This is a genomic window from Halomonas borealis (genome assembly GCF_004798905.1).
Lineage (GTDB): Bacteria > Pseudomonadota > Gammaproteobacteria > Pseudomonadales > Halomonadaceae > Halomonas > Halomonas borealis.
Window position 1 is genome coordinate 65,954 of sequence record NZ_SDMO01000008.1, and the last position, 15,212, is coordinate 81,165.

Genomic DNA, 15,212 nt, shown 5'->3' on the forward strand with positions numbered 1-15,212 from the left:
ATCAGCTCAACGAGATGGTGCTGTTGATGCCGCTGGAGACGTTCTCCGGCTCGAACCAGCGGGCGGTGATCGTCTTGGTCTGGGTCCAGAAGGCGATCGCCTGCTTGCCGTTGGGGCCCAGGTCGCCAAGCTTGGAGGCCCGCGAGCCGGTGAAACTGAAGTAGGCCACCGGCACCGGGATCGGCACGTTGATGCCGACCTGACCGACGTCGATCTCGGTCTCGAAGCGCCGCGCCACCCAGCCGGAATTGGTGAAGATCGAGGTGCCGTTGCCGTTGGGGTTGGCATTCACGAACTCGATGGCCTCGTCCAGCGTCTCGACGCCGAGCACACAGAGCACCGGGCCGAAGATTTCCTCGCGATAGACGGTCATCTCCGGCGTCACGTCGCTGAACAGGGTCGGGCCGACGAAGTTGCCGTTCGGATAGCCTTCCACCTGGCAGCCGCGTCCATCGACCATCAGCCGGGCGCCCTCCTGCTCGCCGGTGGCGATCAGCTCCTCCACTCGGGCCTGGGCGGCCGGCGATACCAACGGACCCAGATCGGCATCGCGCTGGGTGCCGGGGCCGACCACCATGTGACGGGCGCCCTCGACCAGGTCGTCCAGCCACTCGCGGGCCTCGCCCACCAACAGCACCACCGAGTTGGCCATGCAACGCTGACCGGCGGCACCGAAGGCCGAGCCCAGCAGGTTGTTGATGGCCTGGCTGCGGTTGGCATCGGGCATCACCACGCAGTGGTTCTTGGCGCCCATCATCGCCTGGGCACGCTTGCCGGCCTCGCTGGCGCGGCGATAGAGCTGGGTGCCGACATGCGTCGAGCCGATGAACGACATCGCCTTGACGTCCGGGTGCTCGCAGAGGCGATTGGCCACGTCCGGGCCGCCATGCACCACGTTGAGCACGCCGGCCGGCACGCCGGCCTCATGGGCCAGCTCGACCAGCCGCATGGTGGCGCTAGGGTCCTGCTCGGAGGGCTTGAGCACGAAGGCGTTGCCGGTCGCGATGGCCAGCGGGAACATGAAGCAGGGCAGCATGATCGGGAAGTTGAAGGCGGTGATCCCCACGCCCACGCCCAGCGGCTGGTTGAGGGTATAGACGTCGACCTCGCTGGCGGCGTTCTCGGCCAGCTCGCCGAGCTGCAGCGAGGTGATCGAGCAGGCATGCTCCACCACCTCGAGGCCACGGCCGATTTCGCCGGCGGCATCGGGCAGGGTCTTGCCGTGTTCCTCGGTGATCAGCGCGGCCAGCTCCTCGGTGTGCTCGCGGATCAGTGCCTGTAGCTTGAGCATGATGCGCTGACGCTTGGCCAGCGGCGTCTTGCGCCACTCCCGGAAGGCGGACTGGGCGCTGGCCACGGCCCGATCGACCTCCTCGATGGTGCAGAAGGGCACCCGGGCAACCACCTCCTGGGTGGCCGGATTGACCACATCGCGCCATTCCTGGCTCTGGGAGGCGACGGCCTGGCCATCGAGGTACAACGGAATCTCTCGGACGGACATCTAACGGCTCCTTGGCGGCCCCGGGAAAGGCCCCGCCTTCCCGGACCCCGCGGTTTATGATGGTTCTCCGGCGTCGGGGCCCACCGGCGCCTCATTGAGGCCGGCCCCCTGACGGCGAAACGCTCATGCAAGGCTCACGATTATCGAGCATCGAGTGTAGGGAGGCCGCGAATCGCCAGGCAACCAGGGGGCGACCAATGGACGAGGCAAACGCCGGAATCGTCGATGAACGAATGCCGATAAAGGTTTGCTATCAAGGTGTTCAAGAAAGAAAAATGGCGGCCGCTGTCCTCATCGCTACGCTATGGATAGCACATCGCCACGCACCGAAGGAGAGACGAGATGAGTGATGCAACACAGCCAGGGCAGTGTCCGGTGATGCATGGCGGCCAGACCGCCACCGATCCCTCCAACACAAGCGGGGGGCCGAAGGCGCTGAACCTCGACATCCTTCACCAGCACGATCGCAAGACCGACCCGATGGGCGCCGACTTCGATTACCGCCAGGAGGTCCGCAAGCTCGATGTCGAGGCCTTGAAGAATGATCTCCGCCAGCTGATCAACGGCAGCCAGGCCTGGTGGCCGAGCGACTGGGGTTCCTACGTCGGCATGTTCGCACGCGTCGCCTGGCACGCCGCCGGCTCCTATCGCCTGGCCGACGGCCGCGGTGGTGGCGGCACCGGCAACCAGCGCTTCGCGCCGCTGAACGCCTGGCCGGATAACGTCAACACCGACAAGGGTCGTCGCCTGTTTTTTTTTTTCTGGGCCGACCTGATCATCCTGTCGGGCACCATCGCCTACGAACAGGCCGGCCTCGAGACCTTCGGCTTCGCCTTCGGCCGCGAGGACATCTGGCATCCCGAGAAGGACACCTACTGGGGCGCCGAGCAGGAATGGCTGGCCCCCTCCGACGAGCGCTACGGCGACGTCGACCAGCCCGACAGCATGGAAAACCCGCTGGCCGCGGTGCAGATGGGCCTGATCTACGTGAACCCGGAAGGCGTCAACGGCCAGCCGGACCCGCTGAAGACCGCCGCCCATATCCGCGAGACCTTCGCCCGCATGGCCATGAACGATGAAGAAACCGCCGCCCTGACCGCCGGCGGCCACACCATCGGCAAGTGCCACGGCAATGGTGACGCGGAGGACTTAAGCCCCGACCCCGAGTCCGCGGGCCCCGAATACCAGGGCGTCGGATGGATGAACACCCAGGGTCGCAGCATCGGCCGCGACACCATGGCCTCCGGCATCGAGGGCGCCTGGACCACCGACCCCACCCGTTGGGACATGGGCTGGTTCGAGATGCTCTTCGGCTACGAGTGGGAGCTCAAGAAATCGCCGGCCGGTGCCTGGCAGTGGATGCCCGTGGATATCCGCGAGGAAGACATGCCCGCCGACGTGGAAGACCCGTCGATCAAGTGCCTGCCGATCATGACCGACGCCGACATGGCGATGAAGATGGATCCCGCCTATCACGCGATCTGTCAGCAGTTCATGGCCGACCCGGGGTACTTCTCCGAGACCTTCGCCCGCGCCTGGTTCAAGCTGACCCACCGCGACATGGGGCCGAAGGCCCGCTATATCGGCCCCGACGTGCCCGACGAGGAACTGATCTGGCAGGACCCGGTCCCCGAGGGCCCGACGCAGTACGATATCGGCCGCCTCAAGGCGCAAATCGCCGACAGCGATCTGAGCACCGCCGAGCTGGTATCGACCGCCTGGGACAGCGCCCGCACCTATCGCGGCTCCGACATGCGCGGCGGCGCCAACGGCGCCCGCATCCGCCTGGCCCCGCAGAAGGACTGGCAAGGCAACGAGCCGAAACGCCTGGCACGGGTGCTGGCGGTGCTCGAGCCACTGGCCCAGAAGGCCGGCGCCAGCCTCGCGGACACCATCGTGCTGGCCGGCAATGTGGGGCTGGAACGCGCCGCCGAGGCCGCCGGTCAGCCGATCGAGGTGCCGTTCGCGCCGGGTCGCGGGGATGCCAGCGACGCGATGACCGATGCCGAGAGCTTCGATCCACTCGAGCCACTGGCCGACGGCTTCCGCAACTGGTGCAAGACGGACGAGATCGTCAACCCCGAGGAAATGCTGCTCGACCGCGCCCAGCTGCTGGGGCTGACCGCGCCCGAGATGACCGTGCTGATCGGCGGCATGCGCGCCCTCGGCACCAACCACGGCGGCACCCAGCACGGCGTGTTCACCGCCCGCGAGGGGCAGCTGACCCATGACTTCTTCGTCAACCTGACCGACATGGACAACAGCTGGCACCCCACGGGCAAGGGGCTCTACGAGGTGCGCGACCGCCAGAGTGGCCAGGTGAAGTGGACCGCCACCCGCACCGACCTGGTGTTCGGTTCCCACTCCGTCCTGCGCGCCTATGCGGAGGTCTACGCCCAGGACGACAACCAGGCGAAGTTCGTCGACGACTTCGTGGCCGCCTGGACCAAGGTGATGAACGCCGACCGCTTCGACCTAGCCTGATCGTCAGGCATCGCCGCCGCTGGCGACGGCGGCGGCCTTCTTCCATCCAGTACACACCGCCGCGCCGGCCCGAGGGCCGGCGCGGCGGTGTCGTATGCGCCCTGCCCGGTCGCTCAGGTGCCGCAGAAGGTCCGCAGCACCTTCTCGTCGTCCTGCGGCGGGCGGGTGTAGTCGACCTCGCCGGCCGACGCCTCGAAGGGCCGGGTGATCGCCGCCAGCAGTGACTCGAAGGGGCCGAAGTCGTCCTCCTCGGCCGCCGCGATGGCCTCCGCCACCCGGTGATTGCGCGGAATCACCGCCGGATTGACGGCGCGCAGCCGCCGCGCCAACGCCGCCTCGTCGGCCTCCTCACAGCCCAGCCGCTCGCGCCAGCGCGGCAGCCACGCATCCAGCGCCTCACGCTCACCGAACAGCTCGGCCAAGCTCGCCTCGCCCTCGGCACCTTCCAGGGCATCGGCCAGGCGCCGGAAGGCCAGGGTGAAGTCGGCCTGGCCGGCCTGCATCGCGTCAAGCAGCTCATCGATCAGCGCGGCGTCGCCCTGCTCGGCGGTCTCGAGCCCCAGCTTGGAGCGCATCACCGCCAGGCGCGCCGCCTCATAGCGCTCGCCGAAGGCTTCCAGCGCCACCGTGGCACGCTCGATGGCTCGCTCGCGCTGATCGTCGATCAGCTCGAGCAGCGTCTCGGCGAAGCGCGCCAGGTTCCACTGGGCGATCGCCGGCTGATTGACATAGGCATAGCGGCCTCGCTCGTCGATGGAGCTGAACACGCTGCGCGGGTCATAGGCATCCATGAAGGCGCAGGGGCCATAGTCGAGGGTCTCGCCGGAGACCGTCGCGTTGTCGGTGTTCATCACTCCATGAATGAAGCCGACGCCCATCCAGCGGGCCACCAGCTGGGCCTGGCGCTCGACCACCGCCTCGAGCAACGCCAGGTAGCGCTCGCCCTCCTCGCGTTCGGCGCCATCGGGGCCCAACAGGTGTGGATAGTGGCGCGCGATCGTCTCATCGGCGAGCAGCTTCAGACCCTCGCTGTCGCCGCGCGCGGCGACGTACTGGAAGGTGCCCACACGCAGATGGCTGGCGGCCACCCGCGTCAGCACCGCGCCGGGCTCCGGCACGCGGCGATAGACTCGCTCGCCGGTAGTCACCGCGGCCAGCGCGCGGGTGGTCGGCACGCCCAGGGCATGCATGGCCTCGCTGACCAGGTATTCGCGCAGCACCGGGCCTAGCGGGGCGCGGCCGTCGCCACCGCGAGAGAACGGCGTGCGCCCGCTGCCCTTGAGCTGGAGATCGCGCACCCGGCCGGCATGGTCGGTCACCTCGCCCAGCAGCACCGCCCGCCCATCGCCGAGCTGGGGCACGAAGTTGCCGAACTGATGCCCGGCGTAAGCCAGGGCCACCGGCTCGGCGCCCTCGGGCACGACATTGCCGGCCAGCGCCTGGGTGGCCCGGTCGGGGTCATAGACATCGAGATCGAAGCCCAGCTCCTCGGCCAGCGGCCGGTTGAAGGCCACCAGCCGCGGCCGCTCGACCGGCGTCGGTTGGCATTCGGCACGTAGCCGATCGGGGAAGCGAACATAGCGCAGGGTAAAGGGGGGAAACATCATGCCTCCTGGGTGCGAATAGCCCTAGCTTACCGCTACCGGGGGCCCGCACCCAAGGCGCATGGAAGCGGGCCTCGTCAAGCTGGTCGCGGGCGCCCTAGCGGGGGTCAGCAGGAGGACACCCAGCACCGAATTAACATTTTACCGGCATCTGGTGACTTTTCCTTCTTGATAGAGACCGGTTGGACATTTTTCCATCTTACCAGTAGGGTTGCGCCTTCCGAGCCACCGCGGTTCGGAAGGCCCCGCTCGGGGCCAGAGAGCCTTGCCCTGTTACAGACGGGATCACCGGTACTTTCGACTGTCCGTCGCCGACGTCATCGATAGAAGAGGGAATCCATGTCGCCCCACTACGCTGAAGCGGGCCGCTGCATGCCACGCCGCCCGCCCCCCGCTCGCTTCCCCAAGTAGCGACGCTGCCCACGACGCCTTGCCGTCGCGCCATCGCACGATGACATTCCGCCCCTGACACGCTCAGGTCCGGCGATACCCGTGCGTGCGCGCCCCGGCGTCTCCATCACCGCACCGGACAAGCCGAGCCCGCTCGACACATCCGATGCCTGCCCTGCCACCTACTGAGACACTGCTCTTGAATAACGAATCGCTTTATCAATTCTCGACCCTGACTGTCATCTTGCTGATGCTGGCTTTCTACGGCGGCACTTACCTGCTCACGCTCGGCATCCGCAAGAAGAAAGAAGATGCCGACGCCTTCATGGTCTCCAACCATCGCGTCGGCTTCGGCATTGGGTCGGCGAGCATGACCGCCACCTGGATCTGGGCCGCCTCTTTCTATGCCGCCGCCTCTTCTGGCTACACGTACGGCGTTTCCGGCCCCATCCACTACGGGCTATGGGGCGCGCTGATGATCCTGTTCATCTATCCTTTCGGGCGCCGCTTTCGCAAACTGGCCCCCAATGCCCACACCCTGGGCGAGCTGATCCATGCTCGACATGGCGCCTCCAGCCAGCTGATTCTGGCGCTGTCCAACGTCCTCGGCAGCGTGATCAGCTTGATGGTCAATTTCACCGCCGCAGGCGCCTTGGTCTCCGTACTCTCGCCGCTATCGTTCCAAGCTGGCGTCATCATCGCCGGCGTCGGCGTGCTGTTGTATACCCTGTGGTCAGGCTTCCGTGCCTCGGTGATGACCGACTTCGCCCAACTGATAGCACTGATGGCGATCGCCGTGGTGATCATTCCCGCCGTCTTCTTCGCCATGGGCGGCCCGACCGAACTGGTCGCCGGCCTCGACAACCTGAGCGCCGAGCAGGCCAACTTCTTCTCCGTTGACGCCATCCTCAACCAGGGGGCGCCCTTCTTCGTCGCCGTGCTGGCCTACGCCATCGGCAACCAGACCATTTCCCAGCGCCTCTTTGCGGTGAACGAAGACCACATCAAGCCTACTTTCATCACCGCCACCGTGGGCTACGGCGCCATCGTCATCGGCCTCGGCATGATCGGCTTGATGGCATTGACGCTGGGCATCGAGCCGCTGAACGGCGACATGAACAACCTGATCCCGCAGATGGTCTCCGGTTACCTGCCGCCGCTGTTCATCGCCCTGTTCTTCATCCTGGTCATCGGTTCGCTCTCGTCCACCGCCGACTCCGACCTCTCGGCGCTGTCGGCGATCATGATGGCCGACGTCTATGGCAAGAATATCGCCAAGGGCAAAGCCGACCCCCAGCGCATGCTGCTAGTCGGGCGCTTGACCATGATCATCGCCACCGTAGTAGGCATCGTCTTCGCCAGCTTCTCGCTGGATATCCTGGTCATGCTGGTCTTCGTCGGCGCCTTGTGGGGAGCCATCGTGTTCCCGGTCATTGCCAGCTGCTTCTGGAACCGCATCACCAACGCCGCCTTCACGACCTCGGTGATCGTGGCCATGGTGATGTTCTGCCTGGCGCGCTTCGAATGGCTGCCGCTGGACGGTGCCACAGGCCTGCTCTTTGAACTCCTGGCCAGCATCGGTGGCGGCGTCATCATCGGCTTGATGACGTTCGGTTTCCTCGGCCGCGTCGCCGGGTTCATCGCCGGGATCCTGGCACTGGTGGCGATGCTGGTGTTTGCCACCGACTTCCTGCGCGACTACACGGTGTTGCTGGCCTCCCTGACGGCCTACGGCACCAGCACTCTGGTGTGCGTGGTGATGAGCCTGGCCAGCCGCCAGGAGCGCTTCGACTTCGACAGCATCCGCGAGCGAGTCGGTAACTACGATGACCAGCCTACCGACGCGGACCCCAGCGCAACGGAGCATCAGCCCGCGAGCGCCTCTCTCGCCGCCCAGCACTGACCCCTTATCCCCCTTCGGGGCGCCCGTGCAGCACCGGCGCCCCCTCAACAGGAGAACGATCATGACAACGCTTTTCGCACTTTACGTACTGATATGGCCGGCCTTGACCCTGGGCGTGTTGGTCCTGATCTGCCGCGCCGTCCTGCGCGACCGCCGTGAAGCCCAAAAAGAGCAACGCGAGCTGGTGTGACGCGCCCCGGCCCGCCCGGCCGTTACCGGGCGGGCCGCGCCTCATTGATGATGACCAGGGTTCGAAGCTCGCTCGGCCCACCACTCACGCTAGCGCACGTTAACCCGCACGACGGTAGGCAACACCGGGCAGACGACGCGGATCTACCAGGGCCATAGTTTCCAGAACAGGCTGTTCTCGATCTCCGGGGCCCCTCGACTCCGCTCCTGGAGCGTGGCGTGGTGCAATCATTGCCGCCGGCATGCCATCGAAAAGCAGGATCGAAGAACTCTGCCCCTCCCCGCCGGCATCGAAGATGCCCCCTCCCAGATCAGCAGCCGGCCCAGGCCCGTTTTCGCACAGAGCCTAGAGACGATCGAGGACATCGAAATGATCGCAACCGGGCAGGTCGACGAGCACCGCCTCGCGTCCGGCGGCGTGCAGCGCGGCCACGAAGTCGCTCCCCTGGCGACGCAAGGCCGGCGGGTCGTGCTCGGCGATCACTACCCGACAGCGCGGCAACGCCGAGAGATCGGCGAACATCGGGCTCAATGCGCCTGCCCTCGCCCGGTCGAGGGCAAGCGGCGCATTGATGTAGGTACCCACCAACGGGGTCAGGTCGAAGACGCCGCTGACCAGCAGCAGCGCATCGACGCGAGCCCCGCCCTCGTCGGCCACCCGGCAGGCCAGCTGAGCACCGGCGCTGTGGCCGCCGAGGCTCACGGGGCCGACGCCGCCTCGCTCATCCAGCGCGGCACGGGCCATCGCGAGACCACGGGCGCACTGCGCGGCCATGGCCTCGAGCGGCGTCGCCGGGGCCAGCCCATAGCCCAGCGAGGCGAAGGCCATGCCGCGGGCCAGGTAGCGCTCGGCCAGGAAGTCGGTGGCGGTATGGTCCAGCTCCTGCCAGTAACCGCCGTGGATGAACGCCATCAGCGGCCAGGGCCCCTCACCCTCGGGGAGGAAGAGGTCGAGTCGGGTGGCCGGCTCGTCGGCATCGGCAAGCTCCAAGGGCCTCAGGCGCGCCACCTGCTCGCCGCCCTCGGCGGCCTGCCGCGCCAGGGTGGCCGCCACATCACGGGCGAAGCGGCTCGGTGAATAGGCGTGATCCCGTGCCTCGTCGGTCATGATCCCGGTCCTCGTTCAGGTCACCGCGGCGCGCACCTGGAAGCGTGGTTCCCGGTACGCGCCGCTCTCTACCACCTCGCGGAAGTGTCTTGCCGCCTGCCAGACATCCTCGAAGCTCAGATAGAGCGGCGTGAAGCCGAAGCGCATCAGGCCCGGCTCGCGGTAGTCACCGATCACCCCCCGGGCGATCAACGCCTGGACGATGGCGTAGCCGCTCTCGGTGTCCACCAGCGACACCTGGCTGCCCCGCGCCGCGGGTGCCGGGGTGATGTCCTCGATGCCATGGGCGTCGAGCAGGTCGGCCAGGCACTCGCGGAACAGCTCGCTCATCGCCAGGCTCTTGTCGCGCAGGGCCTGCATGTCGACCTCGGCCCACATCGCAAGCGAGGCCTCCAGGGCCCGATAGGCCAGCGCCGAATGGGTGCCGGTGCGAAAGCGCGTGATGTCGCCGGCCGGCGCATAGTCGGGTTCGAAGGCGAAGGGCGCGGCATGGCCATGCCAGCCCGAGAGCGGTTGCCAGCCGCCATCCTGGTGGTCGCGCCGCACATACAGGAAGGCCGGTGCACCGGGGCCGCCGTTGAGATACTTGTAGGTGCAGCCCACCGCATAGCGCACCCCGCTACCGTTGAGGTCCACCGGCAGCGCGCCGGCCGAGTGGGCCAGGTCCCAGATCACCTCGGCCCCGTGCGCGTGTACCAGCCGGGTGGTCGCGACCATGTCACGTAGTCGGCCGGTACGGTAGTGAACCTGGCTCAGCACCACCACGGCGACGCCCTCCAGGTGCTCGGCCAGCTCGCCGTCTTCCGGCAGGAAGCGATGCGCGTGACCACTGACGCGGCAGAAGCCCTGGGCGATATAGCCATCGGTGGGGAAGTTACCGCCCTCGCTGAGCACCACGCGACGCCCGTCGCCGCACCGCCCGGTGATGTAGCCGAGCAGCTTGAAGAGGTTGAGAGTGATATTGTCGGTGATGACCACCTCGCCATCGGCGGCACCGATCACCGGGGCCAGCCGGTCGCCGAGCCGCTCGGGGGCATCGAACCAGCCCTGGTTCCAGCCCTTGATCAGCTCGTCGCGCCACTGGTCCAGGGTCTCGCCGACCGCCTCGCGGGCCGCCACCGGCTGGGCGCCGAGGGAGTTACCATCGAGGTAGAGCACGCCCTCGGGCAAGGCGAAGCGGCGCTTGAAGCCGGCCAGGGGATCCTGGCGGTCGAGGTCGCGGGCATGGTCCAGGCTTACACTCATATCGGGTCTCCGGAATCAGGAAGCGAAGCGCCTGGGCCCATTCTAGGAGGAGACGGGTGACGACGGCTTGCCTTTTCCTGCGCACCCTCCCGCCTTCCTAGCCACTTTTTGCAGGATGAGGCGCAAGGCGCGATGGTGTATCCGATCGCCGCGCCCCCTTGACCCTCGGGGCATGAGCCCCCGAACAACGAGGAACCACGCCATGACCGACGATGCCCTGGACTACTATCGACCGCCCCAAACCGAGGCCCTGGGGCTGATCCGGCTGAGCGCCTGCCCCGACGGGCTGACCGAGATCACCTTCGTCATGGAAGCAGACGCCCCGGCCCACCCCAACGCCCACACCGACCAGGCGCGAGCCCAGCTCGCCGAGTACTTCGCCGGCGCGCGCCAGGCCTTCGATCTGCCGCTTGAGCCCGCGGGCACCGACTTCCAGCGCCGGGTGTGGCAGGCGCTGGCGACCATCCCCTTCGGCGAGACCCGCTGCTACGCCGAGATCGCCGAACAGCTCGGCTGCAAGGGCGGCCAGCGCGCGGTGGGCGCGGCCAACGGCAAGAATCCCCTGTCCATCGTGGTGCCCTGCCATCGCGTGATCGGCAGCGATGGCCGGCTCACCGGCTACGCCGGCGGCATCGGCCGCAAGCAGTGGCTGCTGGCCCATGAGGCCGGTGAGGTGCCCTTCGCGCTGAGTTAGGCGCCTCGCATCACGGCTGGGCTCGATGGTCGCGGGCGCTGCCCCGGCCACGCCGGGCCGTCGCGACGCGCCACATCTCTGGCGAAGCTTGAACTTCTGCGTTATGTCTGCAATTCTCGACACATGGACACAAAACGCATGCTTGAAGCCTTCACGGCCCTCTCCCAGGCGACCCGGCTGGAAACCTTCCGCCTGTTGGTGCGCCACGAACCCGACGGCCTGCCGGCCGGAGAGATCGCGCGCTTGATGGACGTACCGCACAACACCCTGTCGACCCACCTGGGCGTGCTGTCGCGGGCCGGGCTGGTGGTCTCGCGCCGTCAGAGCCGCTCGGTCATCTACCGCGCCAGCCTCGACCACATGCGCGACACGCTCGGCTTCCTGGTGCGCGACTGCTGCGCCGGCCGCCCCGAGCTCTGCGAGCCGCTGATCGAGGACCTGCGGCCCTGCTGCCCACCCCCGGAGGAGACCCCGACATGATCAGCGTGATCTATCACAACCCGGCCTGCGGCACCTCCCGCAACACCCTGGCCATGCTCCGCGCCTCCGGCGAGGAGCCTCATGTCATCGAGTACCTGAAGACGCCGCCCACCCGGGAAAAGCTGCGGCAACTGCTGGCGGCGATGGCGATGCCGCCGCGGGCACTGCTGCGCCGCAAGGGCACGCCCTACGACGAGCTTGGCCTGGACGACCCGGCGCTGACCGACGAGTCGCTGATCGATGCCATGCTCGAACACCCGATCCTGATCAACCGTCCCATCGTGGTGACCGAGCGCGGCACTCGCCTGTGCCGCCCCTCGGAGCGCGTCCTGGGGCTGCTGCCCACTCCCGTCACCGAGTTCACCAAGGAAGACGGCGAGCTCATCCGCTTCGAGGAACCCGCCTCATGACGCTCGACCCACTCCCCAACATCGACCCCGAGCGGCTCGACCCCATCGATGCCGACGCCCTGGTGGGCCCTGGCGAGCCGCGTCATGCCCCGCGCATCCTGGTGCTCTACGGCTCGCTTCGCGAACGCTCCTATTCGCGCCTGCTGTCCGAGGAGGCCTCCCGCCTGCTGCGCTGGTACGGCTGCGAGGTGCGCACCTTCGATCCCTCCGGCCTGCCGCTGCCCGACGATGCCGACGCCGACCACCCCAAGGTGCAGGAACTGCGCGAACTGGCCGAATGGAGCGAGGGCATGCTGTGGGTCAGCCCCGAACGCCACGGCGCGATGACCGGCATCATGAAGGCCCAGATCGACTGGATACCCCTGGCGCTGGGCGGCGTGAGGCCGACCCAGGGCAAGACCCTGGCGGTGTTGGAGGTCTCCGGCGGCAGCCAGAGCTTCAATGCCGTCAACCAGCTGCGCCTTCTCGGCCGCTGGATGCGCATGCTGACCATCCCCAACCAGTCCTCCGTGCCCAAGGCCTTCAACGAGTTCGACGAGGCCGGTCGCATGCTGCTGTCGCCGCTCTACCTGCGCGTGGTCGATGTCTGCGAGGAACTGGTGAAGTTCACCTGGATGACCCGGGGCCGCTCGGCCTACCTGACCGACCGCTATTCGGAACGGATCGAGAGCGCCGAGGCCGTGTCACGCCGCGTCAACCAATCGACCCACTGAGAGGGCGTTTACAAAAGTCACGAGCGACGGCCAGACAAGGCGAAATTCGGCGAGAACGCGGAGTTTAGCCCTCCTAAATGAGGGCTTCGAGCCGAATTCCAACGCGGTATGGTCGAGCGCAGTCATTTGTCTACACCCTCTGAACCGAACCACCGGGAAAGGAGTCCTCTATGCTGGCGTTCGCCATCTTCTTGATCACCCTGGTGCTGGTCATCTGGCAGCCCAAGGGGCTGGGCATCGGCTGGAGCGCGCTGGGCGGCGCCGCGGTGGCGCTGGCCACCGGCGTGGTCGGCTGGGGTGACGTCGGCACCGTCTGGCAGATCGTCTGGGATGCCACCTTCACCTTCGTGGCGCTGATCATCATCTCGCTGATCCTCGACGAGGCCGGCTTCTTCGCCTGGGCCGCCCTGCACATCGCCCGCTGGGGCAACGGCCGGGGACGGCTGTTGTTCCCGCTGGTCGTGCTGCTCGGGGCGGTGATCGCCGCGCTGTTCGCCAACGACGGCGCCGCCCTGCTGCTGACCCCGATCGTCGTCGCCATCCTGGCACGGCTCGACTTCCGCCCCGGGGCCGCGCTGGCCTTCATCATCGCCACCGGCTTCGTCGCCGACTCGACCAGCCTGCCGCTGATCATCTCGAACCTGGTCAATATCGTCAGCGCCAACTACTTCGATATCGGCTTCAGCCGCTATGCCCAGGTGATGGTGCCGGTCGACCTGGTATCGCTGCTCGCCACGCTCGCGGTGCTGGGCGTCTACTTCCGCCGCGACATCCCCGCCCGCTACGAGGTCGCGCGGCTCGAGGCACCGGCCACGGCGATCCGCGATCGCCAGGTCTTTCACGCCGCCTTCCCGTTGCTCGCCGTGCTGCTGGTCGCGCTGTTCATGACCACCCGCTGGGAGATTCCCTTCGCCGCTATCATGGGCGTGGCGGCGCTGGTACTGATGGCCATCGCCGGGCGCTGGTTCAGCGCGAGCCACACGCACGTCATCTCGCTCAAGAAGGTCATCGGCAACGCCCCCTGGCAGATCGTGCTGTTCTCGCTGGGCATGTACCTGGTGGTCTATGGCCTCGGCAACGCCTGGCTCACCGCCGAGGCCTCGCGGTGGCTGGAGTGGCTCGGCGGGCAGGGCGCGTTCGTGGCCACCGTCGGCACGGGTTTCTCTTCGGCGATCCTCGCCTCGCTGATGAACAACATGCCTTCGACCCTGGTGGGCGCCCTGGCCATCGACCAGGCCCAGGTATCGACGACGACCCAGCAGCTGATGGTCTATGCCAACGTCATCGGCAACGACCTGGGGCCCAAGTTCACGCCCATCGGCAGCCTCGCCACCCTGCTCTGGCTGCACGTGCTGGCCGGCAAGGGCTACCGCATCGGCTGGGGGCAATACATGAAGGTCGGGCTGATCATCACCCCGCCGGTGCTGCTGGCCGCGCTGGTCGCCCTGGCCATCTGGTTGCCCATGCTGCCCTCGCCCTAGGCTTTGTCTGAAAAGCCGGCGAGGTCATGGCGAGGAGGAGCGCACGAGGCGCTCCAGGGCCAGGTGCAACCAGTCGAAGTTGTCCCAGGGCGCGCCCGCCGCGGACGCCGGCTCCTCGAGCCGGCCGCCCTCGAGCGCGTCATCGTCGAGCAGGTCGCTCAACGCGGTGAGGGTCAGCCCCTGGCGCTCGGCCTCGCGCTCCAGGTCCTCCGCGGCCAGCCAGATCTCCTGCAGCACGGTCGGTACGGCGCTCATGGCGCAGGCGTGATCGGCGATCTTGTCGCGCCGGCGCATGGCCCGAATCTGCTCGGCGCGCGCGGTAAGACAGGCACTCAGGCGCGCATGGCCGGGCGCCTGGGAAGCCCCGGCGTCAGGCACGGTCGTCGCCTTCCGCGAGCCGTGCCAGGGTGGCATCGGCCCAGCCGACCTGGCGCAGGGCCGCGATGGCACTCGCCAGGCGCATGGCCTGATCGATGGCGGCGTCGCTTTCGCCGGCCTGCTGCAGGCTGCCCAGATGGCTGCGAAAACACATGTAGCCACCGTTGAGCATCGAGATGGCGATGCAGGCGTAGTGATAGGCGGTGGCATCCTGCACGCCCAGGGCGTCGAAGGGGCGCATCGCCAGGGCCTCGAGGCTGCCGCCCGCCTCCACCTGGGCGAACTGACGGCTGAAGAAGTAGGGGTTGGTCACCCCCATCCGGCTCAGCGCCAGCAGGATGGCGCGACGCGCCTCCCCCTCGAGAGGGCCGCTCAGCGCACGAACGCGAGCGACGATGCCCTCATCGCGAGCGGCCAGGGCAGCCGCCCAGGCGACCCAGTGACGGTGGGGAGCGGCCAGGGCGGAGCGCCCCGAATCCCCGGGGCAAAGGGTCGCCTCGAGCAGCGCCTCGGCATCGGCGGCTTCGAGGGGCAGGGGAGCGTCATCGATCATGGTCGGGTCCTCGGGCATGCGGATCATCGGGCAGAGGCGAACGATCCGAGACCACCGAGATCAGGGTAGCCAAAGGCGA

General features: G+C 67.6%; 14 protein-coding genes. 8 read left to right on the forward strand and 6 right to left on the reverse strand.

The annotated features are described in order from the left end of the window. Position 1: 1 nt before the first annotated feature. Positions 2 to 1,501, reverse strand: coding sequence for a CoA-acylating methylmalonate-semialdehyde dehydrogenase (locus tag ETC07_RS09690; RefSeq protein ID WP_136248315.1), 1,500 nt, complete (start codon positions 1,499 to 1,501; stop codon positions 2 to 4). A 342-nt stretch (positions 1,502 to 1,843) separates the two neighbouring features. On the opposite strand from ETC07_RS09690, the gene katG reads away from it, so the two are divergent. Beyond that, entirely contained in the window at positions 1,844 to 3,985 is a 2,142-nt protein-coding gene (katG, locus tag ETC07_RS09695; protein ID WP_136248316.1) for a catalase/peroxidase HPI, read from the forward strand. Positions 3,986 to 4,098: 113 nt separating this feature from the next. On the opposite strand, the gene ETC07_RS09700 is transcribed toward katG, so the two are convergent. After that, positions 4,099 to 5,589: a protein adenylyltransferase SelO gene (locus ETC07_RS09700; RefSeq protein ID WP_136248317.1), complete on the reverse strand. Its 1,491-nt coding sequence runs from the start codon at positions 5,587 to 5,589 to the stop codon at positions 4,099 to 4,101. A 589-nt stretch (positions 5,590 to 6,178) separates the two neighbouring features. Here ETC07_RS09700 and ETC07_RS09705 point away from each other — a divergent pair. Both ETC07_RS09705 and ETC07_RS15925 read left to right on the forward strand, forming a co-directional pair. After that, a complete protein-coding gene (locus tag ETC07_RS09705; protein ID WP_240724616.1) occupies positions 6,179 to 7,882 on the forward strand; it encodes a sodium:solute symporter family protein in 1,704 nt (567 codons plus the stop codon). A gap of 61 nt (positions 7,883 to 7,943) precedes the next feature. Next, positions 7,944 to 8,072, forward strand: a complete 129-nt coding sequence (locus ETC07_RS15925) for a putative transporter small subunit (RefSeq protein ID WP_240724612.1) — start codon at positions 7,944 to 7,946, stop codon at positions 8,070 to 8,072. A 345-nt stretch (positions 8,073 to 8,417) separates the two neighbouring features. Here the strand turns inward: ETC07_RS15925 and ETC07_RS09710 are convergent, their stop codons facing one another. Both ETC07_RS09710 and kynU read right to left on the reverse strand, forming a co-directional pair. Further along, entirely contained in the window at positions 8,418 to 9,179 is a 762-nt protein-coding gene (locus tag ETC07_RS09710) for an alpha/beta hydrolase (protein WP_136248318.1), read from the reverse strand. Between the two features lie 15 nt (positions 9,180 to 9,194). Further along, the gene (gene kynU, locus ETC07_RS09715) at positions 9,195 to 10,424 is read right to left on the reverse strand and encodes a kynureninase (protein ID WP_136248319.1); all 1,230 of its coding nucleotides are present in this window, start codon (positions 10,422 to 10,424) and stop codon (positions 9,195 to 9,197) included. A gap of 202 nt (positions 10,425 to 10,626) precedes the next feature. Here kynU and ETC07_RS09720 point away from each other — a divergent pair, with 202 nt between their 5' ends. From ETC07_RS09720 to ETC07_RS09740, 5 genes are all read left to right on the forward strand, one after another. After that, a complete protein-coding gene (locus ETC07_RS09720; protein WP_136248320.1) occupies positions 10,627 to 11,118 on the forward strand; it encodes a methylated-DNA--[protein]-cysteine S-methyltransferase in 492 nt (163 codons plus the stop codon). Between the two features lie 138 nt (positions 11,119 to 11,256). Further along, positions 11,257 to 11,598 carry an ArsR/SmtB family transcription factor gene (locus tag ETC07_RS09725; protein WP_240724613.1) on the forward strand — a complete coding sequence of 114 codons (342 nt, stop codon included), beginning with the start codon at positions 11,257 to 11,259 and terminating at the stop codon, positions 11,596 to 11,598. Then, positions 11,595 to 12,008 carry an arsenate reductase (glutaredoxin) gene (arsC, locus tag ETC07_RS09730; RefSeq protein WP_136248322.1) on the forward strand — a complete coding sequence of 138 codons (414 nt, stop codon included), beginning with the start codon at positions 11,595 to 11,597 and terminating at the stop codon, positions 12,006 to 12,008. Before ETC07_RS09725 ends, arsC begins: the two co-directional genes overlap by 4 nt. After that, complete coding sequence (arsH, locus tag ETC07_RS09735; protein WP_136248323.1) at positions 12,005 to 12,721, forward strand: arsenical resistance protein ArsH; 717 nt, start codon at positions 12,005 to 12,007, stop codon at positions 12,719 to 12,721. The genes arsC and arsH overlap by 4 nt, the downstream gene beginning before the upstream one ends. Before the next feature lie 170 nt (positions 12,722 to 12,891). Then, complete coding sequence (locus ETC07_RS09740; protein ID WP_136248324.1) at positions 12,892 to 14,202, forward strand: arsenic transporter; 1,311 nt, start codon at positions 12,892 to 12,894, stop codon at positions 14,200 to 14,202. A 24-nt stretch (positions 14,203 to 14,226) separates the two neighbouring features. On the opposite strand, the gene ETC07_RS09745 is transcribed toward ETC07_RS09740, so the two are convergent. Together ETC07_RS09745 and ETC07_RS09750 are read right to left on the reverse strand one after the other, a co-directional pair. Beyond that, on the reverse strand, positions 14,227 to 14,580 hold the full coding sequence (locus ETC07_RS09745; protein ID WP_136248325.1) for a hypothetical protein: 354 nt from the start codon (positions 14,578 to 14,580) through the stop codon (positions 14,227 to 14,229). Next, positions 14,573 to 15,133: a hypothetical protein gene (locus tag ETC07_RS09750; RefSeq protein WP_136248326.1), complete on the reverse strand. Its 561-nt coding sequence runs from the start codon at positions 15,131 to 15,133 to the stop codon at positions 14,573 to 14,575. Before ETC07_RS09750 ends, ETC07_RS09745 begins: the two co-directional genes overlap by 8 nt. Positions 15,134 to 15,212: the final 79 nt, after the last annotated feature.